Source organism: Flavihumibacter sp. UBA7668 (genome assembly GCF_002483205.1).
Classification (GTDB): domain Bacteria; phylum Bacteroidota; class Bacteroidia; order Chitinophagales; family Chitinophagaceae; genus Flavihumibacter.
Genome location: NZ_DLHM01000004.1, coordinates 591,051 through 611,967 on the forward strand (window position 1 = coordinate 591,051; position 20,917 = coordinate 611,967).

Here is a 20,917-nt window from a genome sequence, read left to right on the forward strand (position 1 = left end):
ACTGATGGCTACATCGGGATTTCCATTGTTCATCAATAATATGCCCGTATTCTATGCTTATTTTGGTTATTGTATATTTTGTTTCTTCTACTTCAAAGTGAGTGTCAGGTATTTTCTTCCTTTTCTGCTGTTGTTTGGAAGTATTTTATTTTTTCAATTCCTGAATACAGGAATGTATTATTTTCTTACGGTTGCAGCGCAGTTAATGATATTACTTACCGCTGTAATAACGGTGGATGTTTTTAAGGAGAAATTCCTGGATGTATTTCTAAAAGTAATGGTATATATATCCATTATCAGTCTGATTTTTTTCATACCGATTTTCCTGAAGCCATCTGTGGCTGATTTATTGATTGCTTATTTCCCGATTTATGTTCCGCTCGAGCAGGAATCATACGGCATTAACCAGATCATTCATAGTTTTATCTTTTTTAATTTTTCTCCTGATTTCACCTTTCGGATTCGAAATATTGGTCCTTTCTGGGAAGCAGGGTTTTATGGAGGGTATCTTATGGTAGCCCTTATGTACAATACGATTCGTCAAAAAAGCATCTTTAATAAAATTGGTATTCTGTTTATTATTTGTATTCTGACAACATTTTCAACTACTGCTTACCTGGCTCTGTTCCTGTTTATCGGTATCTATTATGCAGTTAAAATCGGAAGCCCTATATTAAGAGCGGGTACGATTTTATTATTTATAGCAGGGTTTGCCTATTCCTATACGGAGCTGGAATTTCTGGGTTCTAAAATTAATGACGAACTGAATCAGGTGGCGTATGATGCACAAATTCAGGGAGGTAATTCCAGGATGGCAAGTGCCTATCTGGATATAACAGAGCTGGAGGAAAAAAATATTTATATTTTCATTGGAAGAGGTAATCATCCGGAACATCGGGTGGCTTCCGTGAACAAAGCCGTACAACGAAACAATGGCACAACCGATGTTATTGCAGTTTGGGGAATCCCATTTTTCCTGGTATTTGTTTTTTTGCATTACCGATCCGTACGTTCAATTGCCTCTTATTATGGAGAACAGAAATTTATCGCATTATTATTTGTAACAATTGTACTTATTCTGGGAGTGAGTGAACCCTATTTCAGATTTGGCTTTTTTTATGCACTGTTGCTACTCTACATCCCTTATGAAAAAGGAATTCCCAAAATAGCAGATTCTGAAGAAAATTTACAACCAGCGGTAGCATGAGTTCTTTAACATCCATCATAAATAAATTAAGAGTCAAGAAACAGGATTATAGTGTTAAGTACTATTCCGGAGTTACCTATTTGTTTGCGCGGATTTATGGAATACAACTTGGTAAAAACGCCTTATTCTTTAAGTTTTCTACTTTTTTTATGCATGAGCAGTCCGCTATTATTATTGGGGACAATTGTCAGTTCCGTTCAGGTGTGGTGACCAATTTATTTGGCCTTAATCATCGTTGCGTGCTTTCCACACATCGTACCGGTGCACAAATTAAAATTGGAAATGGCAGCGGATTGAGTGGAACTACAATTGGTTGTGCCACATCTGTTGAATTGGGTGAACAGGTAATGGTTGGTGCAAATTCTGTTATTACTGATTTCGACTGGCATTCCCTGGATCCATACCATCGAAATGATGGTGAAATAGTATCAAGACCCGTATATATTGGTGATCGTGTTTGGATTGGTGCCAATTGCCTGGTATTGAAAGGTGTGACGATAGGTGAGAATACCGTCGTTGGCGCTGGAAGTGTGGTGAGTTCTAGTCTGCCTGCCAATATGATCTGTGCCGGAAATCCTTGTAAACCAATTAAACCGTTGAAGATTTTCAATGAAAAGTGAGAAGGTTTCAACTGGTTTAAATGTATGCTTTGTTGGTACAAGCGGTTTCCCGTTTGGGCTGGCCCAGGTGGAACGACAAAAACTTATATCAAAAGGACTGCAGAAAGCCGGAGCATCTGTACTAATTATTAATCGCTATGGCCAGCAACCGGAAGGAGCCCGCCAGGATTTGCTGCATCAGGCTGAATTTGAAGGTGTTCCTTTTGTATATGCATCCGGCAATCCTTACCGGCCTTCTTCCTTTCTGCAACGGAATATGGAAAAGCTGAAAGGAATGTTGAATGAATTCTTTATAATCCGTAAAGAGAAACGCCAAAACCAGCAGAAGAAAACCGTTATCCTGGTTTCAACACTAAGTTTCTATAATATCGTTTATTATAAACTTGTTTCCCTGCTTTTAGGAATTTCCCTGGTTATTGATAATGTGGAATTTTTCTCGTCCATGAATATTCCGAAATCAAGGCTGGTAAAATGGGATAATAAGCTCTATGATCAATATTCCGGTGCATTGGCAAATAAAGTGGTAGCCATCAGTCATTTTTTGGCAGATATCGCAGCAAAACAGAAGGACAGAAAGAATATTCTTCAAATTCCTTCCATTGTGGAGTTTGAAAAATTCCAAAGCTCTGCAAGTGCTGAAGAGCCCTTCTTTTTGTATTGTGGCCATGCCGGCTATTATGAAGTCATTTCTTTTATACTCTCTTCTTATGAGTTGTTGAAAGAGGATCGGTATGCGCTTTACCTCGTTTCAAATGGGAGTGAGTGGGAAATGAAACGTTTGAAAGAGCGGATTGCCAGCAGCCCCAAAGCCAGCCGGATTAAACTGTTTTCCAGACTGCCTTTGCAGGAATTGATTGATTTATATATGACCAGCAGGGCATTGCTTATTCCGCTGCGGCCCACCCAGCAGGATATTGCCCGTTTTCCGCATAAAATTGGAGAATACTGCGCTGCAAAAAAAGTAATTCTTTCCACTAAGATTGGAGAGGTTGCCCATTTTTTTAAAGATGGCGATACGGCACTGATCTGTGATCAGTATGATGAAACTGAATTTGCTACAAAAATGCAATTTGTGATGGAACATCCGGAAGAGGCAACCGCAATCGGTTTAAGAGGGCATGAATTAGGCGTACAATATTTTGATCACAAAGCATTGGGGATAAAACTAAAATTATTTCTGAGTGAATAAGCTGCTGTCTGAAAAGTTGAGGGTAATGATTGTGGTGCCCAATATGTCTACCAAAATCGAAACGATTACAGGAGGCGTACATTCTGCTGTTATGAACCTTTTACGGGGCTTTGCTGAAACCGGAGAAGCTGAAATTCTATTGGTATCTATCACAGAAGAATTGAAAGAGCCGGTTGAAATTCAGTTTGCAGAAAATATCCGGATTTATTATCTGCCCGAGGGGCCATTTCCTTCATCCAGCCTAAATTATTTTTTTGTAAGTACCGGCCGATTGAGAAAAATATTAAAATCATTCCAACCTGATCTGGTACATTATCAGATTGGCGGAACCCTGCTGTTTACGAGATGGGCCAGTATGTTTTCGATTCCGCACCTTATAACTATCCATGGGATTCCCTGGGCGGAGTTGAAAATCGCCAAGCACTGGAAACAACGACTGACTATTTACCTGAATGCAATAATTGGCGACTGGTTGTATCCTGATAATATTATTCAGATTTCTGCTTATTCAAGAGAACAGTTTAAGAATCGCAAAATAAATCAGCTAAGTATTATACCCAATGCAATTCCTTCCAGGTATGCAGATATTCCGTTGAAAGATGGGATGAGCAATCACCTGGTATTTGTTGGCATTCTGAACGACCTCAAAAATCAATTATTCATCCTGCAGGTGCTTAAGGAACTTAAGGAAGAAGGAATTGTGTACAGCATTGAATTTTGTGGTGGATTTGGAAGTTCGGAATATCAGCAATTAATGGAAGATTATATACGGAATCATGCTTTGGAAGAACAGGTTCAATTTAATGGCTGGGTAGCTTATTCCGATTTGCCGGCTGTTTTGGTAAAAGCAGATTTGCTCGTACTGACTTCCCGCCAGGAGGCATTACCCATGAGCATCGCAGAAGCAATGGCTGCCGGTCGACCTGCCCTGGCAACAAGAGTTGGCGGGATACCGGAAATGATTGATGATGGAAAGAATGGGTTCCTTATAGAACTCGATTCAACCCGAACTGCAAAAGATGCACTCAGGCAGGTGTACAATGATTCAGCACGAATCAGGAAAATGGGAGAGGCTGCAAAACATAAAGCAAGAGAAAATTATATGGCCAGCTCGGTTGCTGAACGAACACAGGCCTTTTATCAGCAATTGGTTCACGCAAAAAAAGCAGCACCTGCAGTATGAGTATACTCAAAGAAATAATTGGGGCTGCTTTAATGGGTGCCCGAATGGTTAGTCCTCCGGATGATGATAAGGTTTTATCCATTTATTTTCATAATCCTTCTGTTCTTTTATTTAAACAAATGATCAGTTGGTTGCATAAAAAAGGCTATCATTTTATTTCAATTCAGGAATTGGAAGAGATGATAAACCAAAAACAACTACCGGCAAACCGATTGGCCTTTATCAGTTTTGACGATGGTAATAAAGAGTTCCTCGATCTCCTGCCCGTTATTGAAGAATACAAAGTTCCGGTAACTGTATTTGTTCCAATAAATCCGGTTCTGGAGGGTAATTACTGGTGGGATTATGCAGGTGCTCCCTCACAAAGCAATTTCAGTGGATTGCCTACTGTAGAATCGTTCAAAGCTCTTCCCGCTCCGGAGTTTGATCTGAAGCTGGATGTTCTCAAAGAACATATCCGGTTAGAACGTACCTGTATGACCCTGACACAATTGAAAGAACTGGCCAAACATCCTTTCATTACAATCGGCGCACATACGGTATCTCATCCGATATTAAAAAATTGCGATGAAGCCCGCCAACAAAATGAACTGGCCGAAGGGAAAGCAAAACTGGATGAATGGTTGATGCAAAACACCACCAGCCTGGCTTATCCCAATGGAGATTATAATCAACTGACCATACAACTGGCAGAAAAAAATAAGTATCGTTTAGGCTTTACCACCAAACCCGGACAAATTGATGTTGCCCAGGTAAAAAGACTTGAAATACCCCGTTATTCTGTAAATGATGAAGGCGGTTATTATGAGAATCTTGCCAAAATAAATGGTTATTGGCAACGAATATTTCCACCCAATTAAACTTTATTCCGAACCGCTGTAAAAAAACAACACGTAAATGGTACGCTTTAAAAAGAAATTTTTATTCCTGAATGTAAGAGAGAACTGGTATCACTGTAAACCCGGATTTTGGGATATGTTGCTGCCCACCGCCTGGTTGCATGTAAAGAATAGAGAGAAACCGGTTTCACCAGGATATTCTGATATTACGTATACCATCGAAAATGATTTAACCCTGGATCAGGAGACAATATTGGGTGGATTTGTTAAGTCTAACAGACAGCAGATCCGCCAGGCAGAAGAGGCTGGTGTTGTTTTTGAATTTCATGAAGATGTGGAAGGATTCGTTGAGTTCTTTAATGAGTTTGCCAAAACAGTAAATATTGGAACTACCAGCGTGCGGAGAATTCAGGAAATGGAAGGGTTTCTTAAGCTCAGCTATGCCAAACACGAAGGACGCATCCTGGTTGCACACAGTACATTGATTGACGACACTTATAAAATTGTCCGGGCATTTCATTCGGCTTCCAAAAGAACCGATGATGCTTTTGATAAGAGCCTGATTGCAAAAGCGAATAAAGCCCTGCATTATAAGGATATGATGCATTTTAAAGAGTTGGGCTATAAAGTATATGATTTTGGCGGCTATACCCAGAATACCGAAGACAAGGCCCTTTTGGGTATCAATAATTTCAAATCATCCTTTGGTGGTGAAGTGGTAGCCTGTACCAATTATTATACGGTTAGTTACCAACTATTGAAAAAAATTGGTGCCATGTTTGGTGCACTTGGAAAAGGGTAAAAATTTACTGTTAACGATAATTCACTCAGTTTATGCTATTTAATTCGATTGAGTTTGTTTTCTTTTTTATTCTGGTTACTTCGCTGTATTTTATATTACCGCATAAGTACAGATGGTTTTTATTACTGGTTGCCAGTTGCTATTTTTATATGGCATTTGTACCGGTTTATATCCTGATATTATTCTTCACAATAGTTATCGACTATTTTGCAGGTATCTGGATAGAAGAAGCACAAGGAAAGAAAAAACGACGATACCTGATTCTCAGTCTGATTGCCAATATCGGTGTATTGGCTGTATTCAAGTATTATAATTTCTTAAATGATAACCTGACCTTTCTTCTGCATGGAGCCGGTTGGGAGAACCCTGTTCCATATTTGTCAATATTATTGCCGATCGGACTTTCCTTTCATACTTTTCAGGCAATGAGTTATACCATTGAGGTATACCGCGGGCACCAGAAAGCAGAACGACATTTTGGGATCTACTCATTGTATGTAATGTTCTATCCCCAATTGGTGGCAGGTCCGATTGAGCGGCCGCAAAATCTCCTCTTTCAATTCCGTACAGAACATAAGTTCGAATACGAACGTGTGGTAAGCGGACTTCGTTTAATGTTATGGGGCTTGTTTAAAAAACTGGTTATCGCAGACAGGTTGGCAATTTATGTAAATGCGGCTTATGGTAATCCGGATGAGCATACCGGACTAACACTGGCAGTAGCTACCATGTTTTTTGCCTTCCAGATTTATTGTGATTTCTCCGGATACTCTGATATTGCAATTGGTGCAGCAAGAGTAATGGGGTATGATTTGATGAAGAACTTTAATCGCCCGTATCTTTCTGCCAGTATTTCTGAATTCTGGAGCCGCTGGCATATTTCCCTTTCAACCTGGTTCAAGGATTATTTATATATTTCTCTGGGTGGTAATCGGGTTCCCATTCCCAGATGGTATTTCAACCTGTTTATAACATTTCTCATAAGTGGTCTTTGGCATGGCGCTAATTGGACCTATATTATCTGGGGTGCATTGAATGGGTTCTATCTTGTATTTGCACTTATCCGATCCCGTTATATTGATAAACACCTGGAAAATAAAATTCCGCTTCCTGCCTGGATTAAAAAAACGGGTAATATCCTTGTTACCTTTATTCTGATCTGTTTTTCCTGGATCTTTTTCAGGGCAGCATCTGTTCAGGATGCGTTCCTGATTGTGAAGAAGATTTTCACATTTAGTGGTCCGCTCTTCACTGATTTTACGCAAATGTTTTATGGCTTTATTGGCCTTGCTGTTTTATTGGCAAGAGAGCTAAAGCATGAATATTTCAAAAATGCAACTCCGTTATTGGAAAATAGAAACCCGGTAGTTCGCTATGCAACTTATATGGTGCTGATTGCTCTGATCCTGTTGATCGGAGTATTTGACGGAAGCCAGTTTATCTACTTTCAATTTTAATCTGCATGCTGACTCAATTACTTACCAATAATGGGTTTAAGAAATTTCTGATTCGACTTGGGATTTTTCTATTGGTACTTTTTTCGGTGGATTTTATCATTGGATCTGTATTACGGAATCTGTATTTCAAGCAGAGCTCCGGACCAGATTATGAAACCATTTATGCCCTGGAGAAAAGTCAGGAAGAACTTATGGTATTCGGTTCTTCAAGAGCCAGAAACCATTATCACCCCAAAGCTTTTGAAGAAGCACTTGGAATGTCTTTCTACAATGCCGGCAGAAACGGAAATTTTATTTTATACAGCAATGCCGTTGTGCAGGCTGTTTTAAAAAGACATCAACCCAAAGCCATCATACTTGATATAGTTGGTCATGAATTCGAATACTATGCACCCAACTATGAGAAACTTTCCGTGCTGCTTCCCTTTTACAAAACGCATCCGGAAATAAGATCAACAGTGAATCTGAGAGGCAATTTCGAACCGGTCAAACTCTGGTTCCAGATGTATCCATTCAATTCAACCCTGTTATCAATTGGGCTGGGAAACACGCAGTTTTATAACAAGAAGGACCCCGTTATAAAAGGATATTCACCCATCAACCGTGAGCTTTCACAAGAACCGGTAATTGATACGGTGAATCTTCATTATGAGATTGATACCATTCAGGTGAAGAGTTATGAGCAGTTTATAAAAAGCTGTAAAGATGCCGGTGTGGATTTGTATATAGTCTGCTCTCCGTACTTTAATACTTTTCCTGTGCGTGATAAATCGGTGGTGCTGGCTGAAGAAATTGCCAAAAAATACCAGGTTCCTTTCTGGGATCATTCACAGGATCCTGCCTTTACCGGCAATCCAAAAAATTTCTATGATGTAAGGCACCTGAATGAGCCGTCCTCTCTTCGCTTTTCAACTCTTATAGCGGAAAAAATTAAATCGGCCGATGGCAGACTGGCAAATGACTAAGAAGAAAAAAATGCTCCTGGTTGGACCTGTTCCTCCTCCTGCAGGTGGGGTGAGTATCCATTTATGGAGATTAAAACATCTGTTGGCGGATCAATTCGAAATAGAACTGGTAGATGAATCCAGAAATATCAAACCTGCTTTTTTTAATATCCGGCAGAAAAAATTTCTTACCTATTGGAAAAAAGTTGCCTGGTCCGATTTCCTTTTCATTCATTCCGGATTAAATGCACTCCGCTTTTTTCATATACTGTCTGCAAAGTTGTTGGGTAAAAAGGTGGTTCTGACATTACATGCGTATCCTGAAGAAAAATCAGGCTTGAACCGCTGGATTGATGAACAATTTTTCGGTTGGTGTGATGCCGTTATCAGTGTGAATTCAGAAATGCTGCAACGGGTAACGATTCCGGCTAAAAAGACCTTTGTTCAATATGCTTTTCTGCCGCCGGTTATGCAGGAAGAAAAAGAATTGCCGGCCAGAGTTCAGCAGCTTTTAAACGAACAAAGAGCAAAAGGTAAAAAGATTATTGTATCCAATGCCTGGCGGCTCGATCGGTTTAATAATCAGGATGTTTATGGAGTTGATATGTGCATTGAAGCCGTTAAAAATATTAAAGAGGCTGGCGAGAGAATACATTTCATTTTCAATATTGCAACCATTGATATGTTTGGTCCGGCTTTTGAAGCGTATCAACAACAGATTATAGCCAGTGGTATTCAGGATGAGTTTTCTCTGATCAACGAAGAACTTTCTTTTGTGAAATTAATGGAGCAGGCAGATATGGTAGTTCGTCCAACTAATACGGATGGCGATTCCCTTTCCATCAGAGAAGCTATTTTTCTAAATAAACCAATCATTTCATCCGATGTGGTCAAACGGCCGGATGAAACTATATTGTTTGAAAACAGGAATCAGGAAGCCTTTGAAAAAACGCTCTTGCGGGTTTTACAAAATGGATCAACTGCAATAAACCCGGCAGCTTCAAATTCATACGATTATTATAAATCGTATTACACCAATTTATTGGGAACTATCTAACACCTAAAAAACAGAACATGTGCGGATTTGCCGGATTTACAGGATTTGCAGATAACTCATCGCTGGCAGCGATGGCCAATCGCACCCAGGCGCATCGGGGACCCGATAACCAGTCCGTATGGTCGGATGATTATATTGCATTGGCCCATCAGCGTCTGTCCATCATTGATCTGAGCGAACGATCCAATCAGCCTTTCCATAAAGGTGATTATGCCATTTTATTCAATGGCGAAATTTATAACTATCAGGCATTACAGGAGCAATTGCGGAATGAAAAACAGGTGGAGTTTATTACAACCGGTGATACCGAAGTTGCGTTGGAAATGTTTGTTCAATATGGATTGGGAAGCCTGGATCAGCTGATCGGTATGTTTGCGTTTGCTATTTATAACAAACAAACGAAGGAACTGATTTTGGCCAGAGATCATTTTGGGATCAAGCCTTTATTTTATACCCGGATAGGAAAGGGGCTGGCATTCAGTTCAGAGTTAAAGACCCTGGTTAAACTGCCCGGTTTTGATAAAACGATTGAACCAAAATCATTGGTAAGTGCCCTGAATTATTCCTGGGTATCCGGCAACCAATCCATGTTCCGGAATTGTTATAAACTGCCTCCCGGCCATTATATGCTGTTTCACCCGGATCAGCGTATGGAACTGGTGCAGTATTACGATCTTAAACCAACCAGTAACCCCGCCTACCAGTCTGAGGAAGCTATTGTTGCTGATATTAAGGAAGCGGTTGAAGCTTCCATTGCCAGGCATATGGTGGCAGATGTGCCGGTGAGCAGTTTTTTAAGCGGTGGACTTGATTCCTCCCTTATTTCTGTTTTGGCGAAAAAAACCAATCCGGATTTATCTACTTATACCATTTCGACCACCAGTCGCGATAAAAAAGTGGAAAAAATGCCGGATGATGAAAAATATGCCCAGCAACTGGCAGATGAATTCGGCTTTGATCACCATGTTATTGAGATTACCCCCGATATAATCAAAATGCTGCCGGAAATGGTGCGTACCCTGGATGAGCCGATTGGTGATCCTGCTGCCATCAATACCTATATCATTTGTAAAGCTGCCCGCGATAAAGGGGTAAAAGTGTTATTGTCAGGTATGGGAGCAGATGAGATTTTCTGTGGTTACCGCCGGCAGAAAGCGACCCTGCTTTCCATGCAGTTTAATAAATTACCCGGATTTGTACGGGCTGCAGGTCGCCTTACCGCTTCCCTTTTACCGGTTAAAATTGGCGGGAAGGGCTTCCGTTTTGGCAGATGGGCCAAACGGTTTTTCAGTCTGGTATCTCTTCCGCCCAGTCAAACTTATATGCGGAGTTATTCCTATTATAGTCCGGAAAGCCTGAAAACCCTGGTAAAACCGGCCTATCAGGCGGCCATTCCTGCCCTTTTGGAGGAGCATGATGCAAAATTTAATGCAAAATTTAAAGGGGACCTGGTCAACCAGATGTGTAATACGGATCTGAGCATGTTTATGCTTGGCCTGAATCTAACCTATACAGACCGTGCTTCCATGGCAGCTTCTGTTGAAGTTCGGGTGCCATTTATAGATAAATTGGTTATAGAGAAAGCGATGCAAATCCCCGGGCCCTATAAAATATATAAAAAAGAACCTAAATATATATTAAAGAAGGTAGCCGAATCGTTCTTGCCTAAGAGTATTATTTACAGGCCCAAAGCGGCTTTTGGCGCCCCTATAAGATCCTGGATATCCACCGATCTGAAGGGTATGGTGGACGAATTATTGTCAAAAGAAGCAATTGAGAAGCGCGGCATCCTTAATTTCGGGGCCGTAAAGAAACTTATTGAGGACGATCGGAAAGGGGTGGAAGACAATGCTTACCAGATTTATCAGTTGATTACTCTGGAACTGTGGTTCCGGGAGTTTTTAGATAATTGAACCAACTACAAAAATGAAACAGGTTATTCAGAATTTCAAGACCGGAGAATTGTACGTAGATGATGTACCGATGCCTAAACTCTCCAGCGGAATGGTATTAGTGGAGAATAACTTTTCTCTCATCAGTGCCGGTACTGAAAGAAGTACGGTAAAAGTTGCACAGGCCAATTTATTGAATAAAGCCCGTCAGCGGCCTGATCTGGTTGCTCAGGTGCTCCAGAATATCAAAAAAGAGGGATTGAAGGCTACCCTCGAAAAAGTGAAGACCAAATTAGACTCACTGAAAGCGTTGGGCTACAGTACCAGCGGAACGGTGTTGTCTTCCCTTGACCGGAATGGAAGTTTCCAAACCGGAGATCGGGTGGCCTGCGCAGGGTTGGATTATGCTTCCCACGCGGAAATTATTGCAGTTCCACAAAATCTGGTGGCTAAAGTTCCGGATAATGTAAGTTCTGAAGAAGCTTCCTTTACTACCCTGGGTGCCATCGCATTACAGGGCGTTCGGCAGGCTGAACCCAGATTGAATGAAAAAATCTGTGTAATAGGTTTGGGATTACTGGGACAAATAACGGGTCAGCTTTTAAAAGCAAATGGCTGTACGGTATTTGGCATCGATTTGTCCGATTCATTCGTAAAAATGGCCAATGAATATTCGGCCGATAAAGCGCTGAACCGAAACGATCCCAACCTGCTGGCAGCCTGTGAAAATTTCACCAACGGGCATGGATTTGATGCCATTATCATAACAGCGGCTACCTTGTCGAGTGATCCGATTGAACTCTCCACTGAGCTGTGTCGTAAAAAAGGAAAAATAATTGTGGTAGGTGCCGTAAAGATGGACATCCCGCGTGATCCGCATTTCTATCGGAAAGAATTGGAATTGCGGATTTCCTGTTCGTATGGCCCTGGCCGTTATGATACCAATTATGAGGAAAACGGACATGATTATCCCTATGCTTATGTACGCTGGACAGAGCAACGGAATATGGAAGCTTTTCTCGATTTATTATCTCGAAAGCTGATCAATCTGCAGCCGCTTATCACCCATGTGTTTGATATAGATGATGCAGAAAAAGCCTATGATATTATTCTTGGCAAAGTAAAGGAACCGCATATTGGAATGCTCTTGAAATATGCTCCCAATAAAACCAAACACGGCAGCAAGGTGGAACTGAAGCAAGCACCGATTGCTTCCATCAATGCCGGTTTTATTGGTGCAGGAAGTTTTGCACAAAGTTATCTAATCCCGAATGTAAAATCAGGTGGCGGATCACTTGATGGTGTAGTAACATCCAGAGGTATTACTGCAAAAAATGTGGCCAATAAATTTGGTTTTAATTTTTGTTCTTCTGATTTGCAGGATGTCTTAACAAAAGAATCAATCAATACTGTATTCATTGCAACCCCACATTCTTCCCATGCCGGATTAACCATTAAAGCACTTCAGGCAGGTAAACATGTGTATGTGGAGAAGCCGCTGGCCATGAATGATGATCAGCTGGCAGATGTAGCGGAAGCAATGAAAAAAACAGGCAAGTCACTGATGGTTGGCTTTAATCGTCGCTTTGCTGAAGTGAGTCGCCGTATAAAAGATGAAATGGCGAATTCAGGTGAGCCGATGGTAGTGAATATCAGGGTGAATGGCGGACTGATTCCGAAAGATAGCTGGATTCAGCAGCCTGAAATCGGAGGTGGACGTATTGTTGGTGAGATCTGTCATTTTATTGACCTGATGCAATTTTTTACCGACGCGGAACCGGTAAAAGTGTATGCTGATTGTATCAGTACTACCAATGCCGCCATTACACCGGCTGATAATATTTCTATAGTGGTAAAATTCTCAGACGGGTCAGTAGGTAATCTTACTTACCTGGCCAATGGTGATAAGGGAATGCCGAAAGAATTGATCGAAGTATTCTGTGCCGGAAAAATTGGTGTGATCAATGATTTTCGTGATGGATTGATTTATAAATCAGGTAAAGAAATCAAACTGAAATCGCCTGGTAAAGGTCATAAGGAAGAAGTGCATAGTTTTATTGAATCACTTCAGAAGGGAAATGGTAGTCCCATTTCTTTCCGTTCAATTTGTCTTACTACTATTACGACCTTTCGCATACTTGATAGTTTAGCAACCGGATTACCCCAAAATATTGAATTCAATGAGCAATAAGGTAGAAGCTTCTTTCCAGAAGTTGAAAGACTTTTGTGAGAAAGAAGAGTTTAAAGGATATGATCCCTATGATGGGTTGAACAGTACTTTTTTTCAAAAGCTCCCCTGGGCACCTAAAAGCAGGTTTGCCCGTCTGGTATGGATTCAGGCCTTCAAAAGAATGCCCTTGAATTTACGTCCAATGGTGGGTATAAAAAAGGAATACAATCCCAAAGCGCTCGGTATATTTCTGTCGGGTTATTGCCAGTTGTACAAAGCTGACCCAAAGAACGAATATCTTGAACGAATCCGGTTTTTTGTCGAAAAAATTATTGATGCGGAAACACCCGGATTCAGCGGAGCCTGCTGGGGGTATAATTTTGATTGGGAATCACGTGCCTTTTTTCAACCGAAATTTACACCAACTGTAGTTGCTTCCTCTTTTATTGCCAATGCATTATTGGATGCCTACGATATCACTGGTGAAGCCTGTCTGCTGGAGAAGGCCAGAAGTACCTGCGATTTTTTCCTGAAAGATCTCAACCGTACGCCGGATGAGCATGGAAATTTTGCCTTCTCCTATTCAAAGAACGATAACAGTATTGTATTTAATGCTTCTCTTTTAGGTAGCCGTTTACTTGCGAGAGTGTATCACCATACAGGTGAGGAGGAATTGAAAGAAGTGGCCAGGAAGTCTGTAGCCTTCTGTTCTGCTCATCAAAAACAAGATGGCTCCTGGAGTTATGGTACCTATTCCTTCCATCAATGGATTGATAATTTTCATACCGGATATAATCTCGAATGTCTGACCGATTACCGTGATTTTACCGGCGACAGAAGTTTTGATGGGGTAATAGAAAAAGGCCTGCAGTATTATCTGAATACGTTCTTTACAAAAGAAGGTATCTCCAAGTACTACAGCCATGCTACATATCCAATCGATATTCATGCACCAACACAACTGGTGATCACGCTGGCAAAGTTGAATCTCTTTCAGCAGCATAAAGAGCTGATTGATCGGGTGGTGAACTGGACAATTGATAATATGCAGGATCCGCAGGGATTTTATTATTATCAGATCAATAAATATTTCCATTCCAGGATTCCTTATATGCGATGGTCGCAGTCCTGGATGTTTTATGCATTAGCCATTTACCTGAGACAGGACAAAAAACCTTCACAGCAGGCACAACCCCGTATACCGCATGAAAATCTGGTTTGATCTTTCAAATTCTCCTCATATCAACATGTTCCACGACATGATCAGGGATCTTGAAGCCCGTGGGCAGGATGTACTGATAACCTGCCGTCCATTGGCCAATACCATTGATCTGCTAAAGCAGAAAAATATGGAACATCATGTCATCGGAGAACATTACGGTAAGAATCTGTATAAAAAGTTATTTGGTTATCCGATTCGGGTAAATCAGTTAAGGAAGTTTCTTCGGGATAAGAAAATTGATCTTGCTGTTTCTCAATCTTCCTTTCATTCTCCGGTAGTTGCCCGTTTGCTGGGAATTCCATCGATTTATACAAATGATAATGAACATGCCATGGGAAATATTCCCTGTTTTATGTTCGCGAATAAAATTCTGATACCGGAGAATCTGCCGGTTGAGAAAATTGTCAAAAAAGGCGGATCAGCTAAACGGATACAGCAGTATCCGGGTGTGAAGGAAGGGATTTACCTGTGGCAAAAAGGAGAGGAGATTCATGCAGCAAGGCAGGCGAATCCGCCTGATCATAAAACTATTTATGTTCGTCCGGAACCATTAACCGCGCAATATTATAAAGGCGGATTAAATTTTCTTGACAGTACCCTGGAGGTATTGCAACATAGTTATTCCATTACCATATTACCGAGGGATAAAACCCAGTTGGAACATTACCGGCAGCAAAAGTTTTCAGGCATCAGAGTTCCGGATAAACCGATGCAGTTTGATCAGATTGCGAAAGAATGCACGTTGTTTATTGGTGCAGGCGGATCTATGACAAGAGAACTGGCGATACTTGGAATTCCAACAATTTCAGTTTATCAGGATGAATTATTGGAAGTGGATAAGTTTTTGCTGGAGGAAGGCATTATGGCGCACGAACCTAACCTGAAACCGGAAGCCGTAGAAAATCTGATCCAATCCCTACAGAATAAAGAACCAGACCTGCAATTGATGCAGAAAGGTAAAAAGGCCTATGATTTATTTATCAGCGAAATATTAAACTACAACAGATAATGGTAAAAGTTGGATTGATTGGAGCGGGAAAGATGGGAATATCTCACCTCGCCATACTGGGTGCCCATCCGGATGCAGACGTGGTGGGGGTTTGTGATACCTCAAAAATGGTAATCGAAGCAATGGAAAAATACAGTCCGTTTCCCTGTTTCACAGATTATAAAAAAATGCTGGCTCAGGCAAAACCTGATGCAGTAGTGATTGCGGTACCTACCAAATTCCATGCATCCATGGTGAAAGAAATGCTGGATCTTGGAATTCATGTATTTGTTGAAAAACCCTTCTGCCTTCATCCGGAAGAGGGCTTGGCACTGATTCAATTGGCTAATTCAAAAAAGCTGGTGAATCAGGTAGGTTATCACAACAAGTTTGTTGGAACTTTTGATGAAGTAAAGAAACTGGTTCAATCCGGAGCAATTGGTGAGATCTATCATTTTATGGGACAGGCTTATGGTCCGGTGGTAGTGAAACCAAAACAGGATACCTGGCGTTCCAATCCTGAAGAGGGAGGGGGATGCCTGATGGATTATGCATCGCATGTAATTGATCTTATAAATTATTTATTGTCGCCGGTTCAATCGGTACAAAGCAGCAGTTTGAAATCTGTATTTTCAAAACAGGTGGATGATGCAGTCTATGCGATGATGTCTTTACAAAACGGCGTTTCCGGTTTGTTATCCGTTAACTGGAGTGATGATACACACCGTAAAATGAGTACCTCCATCAGTATCAATGGAACAAAAGGAAAAATTGTTTCGGATGCCAATGAATTGAAAGTTTATTTTAAAGAGGCTTCCTGTCCGGCTGGTTACAGCAGAGGCTGGAATGTAAAATATGTTACAGACCTGACACCTTCGGTTGATTACTACCTGCGCGGAGAAGAATATTCAGCGCAGATGGATCATTTTATAAAAGCAGTACAGGGTAAGGTTCCGAATACAATCAACTCTTTTGAATCAGCTGCTAAAACAGACAACGCCATTGCCTTAATCAGAAAAGCTCAACAGTGATGAAGATGGAAAGAATATTATTTGGTGACAATCAGTTTTTCGCGGTAAATCATATTTCCGATGAAAAATCAATGGCACAATCGATCCGGTTTAAAGAAGATGCAGCCATCATCAGAACCCTTGATCATGCTATGGAAGCCGGGATCAATACCTTTATGTGTACCACCCACGACCGGATTGCGAATATCTGTGAAGTGATTCGCCAGCATCCCGATAAATACCGCGATTTCAAAATATACCCCTGTATGCCCTATGCACACAAATATGCAAATGCGGTAACCGAGTTGGGAATCATGGGCACCATTAAACAATATGTGCCGGGTAATTTTTTTGGCTCCCTTTTTAAAGGCGGAGTTGCCTTTCTGTCGAAAGATTTTCTCTCCATCATGGAGTTGCTGATTGATGCTGAAATGAAAATGTTTAAAGGCATCAATACCCCGGTTATCTTTTTACAGAATGTGGTAACGGATTTGCTACTGGGACTGAAAATGAAAGATGTGCTGGTAGCCTATCATGACTATGTGAAGAAAAAATACAATGCCGAAGCGGGCTTTATTACTATGAATATGCCGGCATTGCTGAATATGCTGGAAGAAGGCGGGATAAAAAATCCGATCATCTGTGCTTCTATCAATAAAGCAGGTTTCAGAATGTCGGGTGGTAAGGAATTGTATGAAGAAACACTTCGTACCAGAGAATTTCGTGCTATAGCCATGCAGGTGCTGGCGGGTGGCGCGGTGTCTCCGAAGGAAGCAATTGAATATGTATGCGGACTTCCGAATATTGAATCCATTTTATTTGGGGCTTCTTCCAAAACCAATATTAATGATACTGCTTCCCTGATTCATAAGTATGATCAGGTTTATGCTACAACCCCCTAATATCAATTCATGAAGATTACAATAGTTGCAGGTGCTCGTCCCAATTTTATGAAAATTGCACCGATCATAAAGGCAATCCATGCACGGCAGGCGGAAGGTTCAAAAACAGACTACCGCCTGGTTCATACCGGACAGCATTACGATAAAAAAATGAGTGCTGATTTTTTTGAACAACTGGGGATTCCTGAACCGCATGCCAATCTGGAAGCGGGTGGAGGAACGCAGGCAGAACAAACGGCGGCCATCATGGTGCGTTTTGAAAAGGAATTAATGGAGCATCGCCCCAATCTTATATTGGTAGTGGGAGATGTTACATCTACCATGGCCTGTACCATTACAGCAAAAAAGCTTTGTATAGATGCGGTTCACGTGGAAGCCGGTATCCGTTCCGGAGATATGACGATGCCGGAGGAAATCAACCGCATTGTCACGGATTCTATCACAGATCATTTTTTCACTACCAGCGAAATTGCGAATGAACATCTCCGCAAGACAGGGGTTGAAGAAAGCCGGATACATTTTGTTGGAAACACGATGATTGATACCCTGCATCAGAACCTAGATCGGTTGATAGAGCCGGAACTTTGGGGAGCCGCCAATCTGAAAGCAAAAAAATATTTTTTATTAACGCTTCATCGTCCGACGAATGTGGATGATCCTGCCAATCTGGAGCATTTGCTTGGTACTATCATCCGTTCCACAGGAGATCTTCCGGTAATTTTCCCCGTGCATCCAAGAACAAAAAAAATTCTTGATAGCATTGGGTTCAATAATGAGAAGCTGGTTCTTGCAGAGCCGATGCCTTATCTTGAATTTATCTACCTCGTAAAAAATGCGCTGGCTGTTATTACGGATTCTGGTGGCATAACCGAAGAAGCGACTGTTTTACATGTACCCTGTATGACCATGCGGGATTCAACCGAGCGGCCTGAAACGGTTACGATGGGAACCAATGAATTGATTGGGACTGATCCCACCAAACTGGAACCCTATCTGGCAAAAATTATGTCAGGTAGCTGGAAAACCGGACAGGTACCTCCGCTTTGGGACGGAAAAACAGCCGTACGCATTATCAAAAAACTAGAGGAACTCTATTAAACCTGAGGATTCCGCAATATCTTGTACCCTGAACCATGAATAAACTCTCGTACGTATTTTACCGCACCATGTTATGGTTATGGGATATTATTTCCCTTAACCTGGTGCTGGTACTGGTAAGTCTGTTTGTTGACCGGGCCCAGGCATTTGACCAGGGACCGTATCATGTGTTTTTTGCTGTTATCAATCTGGTATGGATGGCATCTGTTTATTTAACCGGATTATATATTGCAAAAGACTGGCTTGATTTTGAAGGTTTTTATAAACGTACCATCAAGTCTTACCTGATTACGGTTCTGATATTATTCCTGTTTATTTTTCTCTATCATTTTCCTTATTCCAGAATGTATATTCTGCTTGTGGTGGGCGGATTTGCCTTGCTTCTAAGCATTAATCGAATTGCGTTTAACATACTGATCTTCTTTTTGCGAAGTAGGTTCCGACTTCAGAAGAATGTGGTGGTGGTAGGGCATAACGAGTTAAGTAAAAGGCTGATCCGTTACTTTAATGAGGAATCAAAATTTGTTCATGTGGCAGGCTGTTTTGAAGATGAAGAACGCCTGTCTGCGGAGCCGAGTTATCCGATTGCAGGCGGCATAAAAGATATTATGCCCTTTGTCATCCAAAACAAGGTAACGGAGATTTATTCCACCCTTGCACCTGAACATTTCCCTGACTTGTATGAGCTGGCAAAACAGGCCGAAAGTCAGTTTATTCATTTTCGTTTTGTGCCCGATTATAAAATTTTTGTGAACCGGAATATCTATGTCGATTTTATCGATAATATTCCGGTGCTTTCTCTCCGGAATGAACCTTTGGAAGATACCGGTAATCGGATCAAAAAACGGCTGTTTGATATTGCTTTCAGCAGTATTATTATCCTGTTTTTGTTGTCCTGGTTAATCCCCATTATTGCCATTCTGATCAAGCTTAGTTCCAGAGGCCCTGTATTTTTTACCCAGATGCGCTCTGGTAAAAGTAATCAGCCCTTTCTCTGTATAAAATTCCGGAGTTTACGAATGAACGATGAAGCGAATAAAAAACAGGTAACCCGAAATGATGACCGGGTAACCAAAATCGGCCGGTTTATGCGGAAAACCAATATTGACGAACTGCCTCAGTTTTTCAATGTATTTCTGGGTGATATGTCGGTGGTTGGTCCGCGCCCGCATATGCTGAAACATACCGAAGATTTTGCGAATATCTACAAGCAATACATGATCCGCCACTTTGTAAAACCAGGGGTTACCGGATGGGCCCAGGTAAATGGTTTCAGAGGTGAGATTACCGATAATTTATTCCTGCAGAAGCGTATTGAGCATGATATCTGGTATATGGAAAACTGGACCTTACTGCTCGATTTGAAAATCATATTGATGACGGCCTTTCTTTCCGTTAAAGGCGATAAAAACGCATTCTGATCAATTCCCCTCTTTCTCCACTGTAACAATTCGGCTGGCATAAAAAAGCCGGAGTGAATCTTTGATTCGGGTTGTGTCAGCAGGCATGGCCGGAATTACAAAGAATAATTTATACGACACGGAATCAGTGGTTTCCATTTTAATTCCGCTTTTTATTTCAGCAAGCTGACTGTAACGTTTTAATGCCCGGGCTTTTCGGTTGGTGGTTTCAATGATGAACTTATACCTGGCCGGGTTGGACGCAGAAGTGCTATTGGTTGTATCAATAAGTGGCTTTCTGCTGATGGAATCCTGAACCATCGTCCGATTGGTATCGGGTTGGGGACTTGTTTCCGGTTGAATTACGGCAACTGCAGTTGAACTATCCGCTTTGCCATTCCCTGATCCTGATTGCGACCATTTCCATCCCCCCCAGATAATGATGCCTAATGTTGCTGCGATGCCAATGAAAACGGCTAATTTTCTTCCATTCCCGCTTTGGGCATCGTATCGGGTACTATCTTCAAATACAGTGGATCTTCTGCTTTCCGGCTGCCGGTCATCCAGCCGCTCCGTTACCATTTCTCCAGGCGTAAACTCAAATAATCCTTCTTTAGCTTTTACCAATGTTCCGATTCCTTCAAAATGCAGCGCCTTCCCAATATTTAAAAACTGTTTATTCAGCATAATATAGGATTCCAGATCAGAAGTAGCCAGGGCTGTCATTTTGCCTGTGTGGGTCCGAATGAATTCAATTAAATCCGGGCTCATTTCAGCATCAGTTTTATTACTGAAGCTGACGGAACCATTTTCCATGGTAAAGGTACCAATGCCGGGCAAACTCACTTTCTTCTGCTGGTATAGATACTGGGTAATAAGATGATCAATTTTCAATGCAATCGGGTATTGGTTGAAGCACAAATTAAGTAAAAAATCG

Annotated in this window: 18 protein-coding genes; 17 read left to right on the top strand and 1 reads right to left on the bottom strand. The window is 41.3% G+C overall.

What is annotated here, in order from left to right:
- The first annotated feature begins 4 nt into the window (after positions 1–4).
- From B2746_RS10585 to B2746_RS10665, 17 genes are read left to right on the top strand one after another with little or no spacing between them, the layout of a single operon-like run.
- A complete protein-coding gene (locus B2746_RS10585) occupies positions 5–1,207 on the top strand; it encodes a hypothetical protein (RefSeq protein ID WP_290793244.1) in 1,203 nt (400 codons plus the stop codon).
- On the top strand, positions 1,204–1,827 hold the full coding sequence (locus B2746_RS10590; protein WP_290793247.1) for an acyltransferase: 624 nt from the start codon (positions 1,204–1,206) through the stop codon (positions 1,825–1,827). The genes B2746_RS10585 and B2746_RS10590 overlap by 4 nt, the downstream gene beginning before the upstream one ends.
- Positions 1,817–3,016 (top strand): glycosyltransferase, encoded by a 1,200-nt coding sequence (locus tag B2746_RS10595; RefSeq protein WP_290793250.1) that lies wholly within the window; start codon positions 1,817–1,819, stop codon positions 3,014–3,016. Before B2746_RS10590 ends, B2746_RS10595 begins: the two co-directional genes overlap by 11 nt.
- The gene (locus B2746_RS10600) at positions 3,009–4,199 is read left to right on the top strand and encodes a glycosyltransferase family 4 protein (RefSeq protein ID WP_290793253.1); all 1,191 of its coding nucleotides are present in this window, start codon (positions 3,009–3,011) and stop codon (positions 4,197–4,199) included. Before B2746_RS10595 ends, B2746_RS10600 begins: the two co-directional genes overlap by 8 nt.
- Positions 4,196–5,059, top strand: coding sequence for a polysaccharide deacetylase family protein (locus B2746_RS10605; protein WP_290793256.1), 864 nt, complete (start codon positions 4,196–4,198; stop codon positions 5,057–5,059). The genes B2746_RS10600 and B2746_RS10605 overlap by 4 nt, the downstream gene beginning before the upstream one ends.
- Before the next feature lie 37 nt (positions 5,060–5,096).
- Positions 5,097–5,840, top strand: a complete 744-nt coding sequence (locus B2746_RS10610; RefSeq protein WP_290793259.1) for a hypothetical protein — start codon at positions 5,097–5,099, stop codon at positions 5,838–5,840.
- A 32-nt stretch (positions 5,841–5,872) separates the two neighbouring features.
- On the top strand, positions 5,873–7,297 hold the full coding sequence (locus B2746_RS10615; protein WP_290793262.1) for an MBOAT family O-acyltransferase: 1,425 nt from the start codon (positions 5,873–5,875) through the stop codon (positions 7,295–7,297).
- Positions 7,298–7,302: 5 nt separating this feature from the next.
- Positions 7,303–8,262: a hypothetical protein gene (locus tag B2746_RS10620; protein WP_290793263.1), complete on the top strand. Its 960-nt coding sequence runs from the start codon at positions 7,303–7,305 to the stop codon at positions 8,260–8,262.
- Positions 8,240–9,298: a glycosyltransferase gene (locus B2746_RS10625; RefSeq protein WP_290793266.1), complete on the top strand. Its 1,059-nt coding sequence runs from the start codon at positions 8,240–8,242 to the stop codon at positions 9,296–9,298. Before B2746_RS10620 ends, B2746_RS10625 begins: the two co-directional genes overlap by 23 nt.
- Before the next feature lie 17 nt (positions 9,299–9,315).
- Positions 9,316–11,211, top strand: coding sequence for an asparagine synthase (glutamine-hydrolyzing) (asnB, locus tag B2746_RS10630; protein WP_290793267.1), 1,896 nt, complete (start codon positions 9,316–9,318; stop codon positions 11,209–11,211).
- Between the two features lie 13 nt (positions 11,212–11,224).
- Positions 11,225–13,381 carry a bi-domain-containing oxidoreductase gene (locus B2746_RS10635; protein ID WP_290793314.1) on the top strand — a complete coding sequence of 719 codons (2,157 nt, stop codon included), beginning with the start codon at positions 11,225–11,227 and terminating at the stop codon, positions 13,379–13,381.
- Positions 13,371–14,582, top strand: a complete 1,212-nt coding sequence (locus tag B2746_RS10640) for a prenyltransferase/squalene oxidase repeat-containing protein (RefSeq protein WP_290793316.1) — start codon at positions 13,371–13,373, stop codon at positions 14,580–14,582. Before B2746_RS10635 ends, B2746_RS10640 begins: the two co-directional genes overlap by 11 nt.
- Positions 14,566–15,591 (top strand): DUF354 domain-containing protein, encoded by a 1,026-nt coding sequence (locus B2746_RS10645; RefSeq protein WP_290793319.1) that lies wholly within the window; start codon positions 14,566–14,568, stop codon positions 15,589–15,591. Before B2746_RS10640 ends, B2746_RS10645 begins: the two co-directional genes overlap by 17 nt.
- Positions 15,591–16,601 (top strand): Gfo/Idh/MocA family protein, encoded by a 1,011-nt coding sequence (locus B2746_RS10650; protein ID WP_290793322.1) that lies wholly within the window; start codon positions 15,591–15,593, stop codon positions 16,599–16,601. Before B2746_RS10645 ends, B2746_RS10650 begins: the two co-directional genes overlap by 1 nt.
- 5 nt (positions 16,602–16,606) lie before the next feature.
- Positions 16,607–17,482, top strand: a complete 876-nt coding sequence (locus tag B2746_RS10655; RefSeq protein WP_290793325.1) for a hypothetical protein — start codon at positions 16,607–16,609, stop codon at positions 17,480–17,482.
- Positions 17,483–17,491: 9 nt separating this feature from the next.
- The gene (gene wecB, locus B2746_RS10660) at positions 17,492–18,580 is read left to right on the top strand and encodes a non-hydrolyzing UDP-N-acetylglucosamine 2-epimerase (protein ID WP_290793328.1); all 1,089 of its coding nucleotides are present in this window, start codon (positions 17,492–17,494) and stop codon (positions 18,578–18,580) included.
- Positions 18,581–18,615: 35 nt separating this feature from the next.
- A complete protein-coding gene (locus B2746_RS10665) occupies positions 18,616–20,001 on the top strand; it encodes an undecaprenyl-phosphate glucose phosphotransferase (protein WP_290793331.1) in 1,386 nt (461 codons plus the stop codon).
- Here B2746_RS10665 and B2746_RS10670 read toward each other — a convergent pair whose 3' ends face one another.
- Complete coding sequence (locus B2746_RS10670) at positions 20,002–20,874, bottom strand: hypothetical protein (protein ID WP_290793333.1); 873 nt, start codon at positions 20,872–20,874, stop codon at positions 20,002–20,004.
- Positions 20,875–20,917: the final 43 nt, after the last annotated feature.

Coding starts and splice junctions, on each gene's coding strand:
- B2746_RS10585 (WP_290793244.1), top strand. CDS start 5: ATGGCTACATCGGGATTTCCATTGTTCATCAATAATATGCCCGTATTC.
- B2746_RS10590 (WP_290793247.1), top strand. CDS start 1,204: ATGAGTTCTTTAACATCCATCATAAATAAATTAAGAGTCAAGAAACAG.
- B2746_RS10595 (WP_290793250.1), top strand. CDS start 1,817: ATGAAAAGTGAGAAGGTTTCAACTGGTTTAAATGTATGCTTTGTTGGT.
- B2746_RS10605 (WP_290793256.1), top strand. CDS start 4,196: ATGAGTATACTCAAAGAAATAATTGGGGCTGCTTTAATGGGTGCCCGA.
- B2746_RS10610 (WP_290793259.1), top strand. CDS start 5,097: ATGGTACGCTTTAAAAAGAAATTTTTATTCCTGAATGTAAGAGAGAAC.
- B2746_RS10615 (WP_290793262.1), top strand. CDS start 5,873: ATGCTATTTAATTCGATTGAGTTTGTTTTCTTTTTTATTCTGGTTACT.
- B2746_RS10620 (WP_290793263.1), top strand. CDS start 7,303: ATGCTGACTCAATTACTTACCAATAATGGGTTTAAGAAATTTCTGATT.
- B2746_RS10625 (WP_290793266.1), top strand. CDS start 8,240: ATGGCAGACTGGCAAATGACTAAGAAGAAAAAAATGCTCCTGGTTGGA.
- asnB (WP_290793267.1), top strand. CDS start 9,316: ATGTGCGGATTTGCCGGATTTACAGGATTTGCAGATAACTCATCGCTG.
- B2746_RS10635 (WP_290793314.1), top strand. CDS start 11,225: ATGAAACAGGTTATTCAGAATTTCAAGACCGGAGAATTGTACGTAGAT.
- B2746_RS10640 (WP_290793316.1), top strand. CDS start 13,371: ATGAGCAATAAGGTAGAAGCTTCTTTCCAGAAGTTGAAAGACTTTTGT.
- B2746_RS10645 (WP_290793319.1), top strand. CDS start 14,566: ATGAAAATCTGGTTTGATCTTTCAAATTCTCCTCATATCAACATGTTC.
- B2746_RS10650 (WP_290793322.1), top strand. CDS start 15,591: ATGGTAAAAGTTGGATTGATTGGAGCGGGAAAGATGGGAATATCTCAC.
- B2746_RS10655 (WP_290793325.1), top strand. CDS start 16,607: ATGGAAAGAATATTATTTGGTGACAATCAGTTTTTCGCGGTAAATCAT.
- wecB (WP_290793328.1), top strand. CDS start 17,492: ATGAAGATTACAATAGTTGCAGGTGCTCGTCCCAATTTTATGAAAATT.
- B2746_RS10665 (WP_290793331.1), top strand. CDS start 18,616: ATGAATAAACTCTCGTACGTATTTTACCGCACCATGTTATGGTTATGG.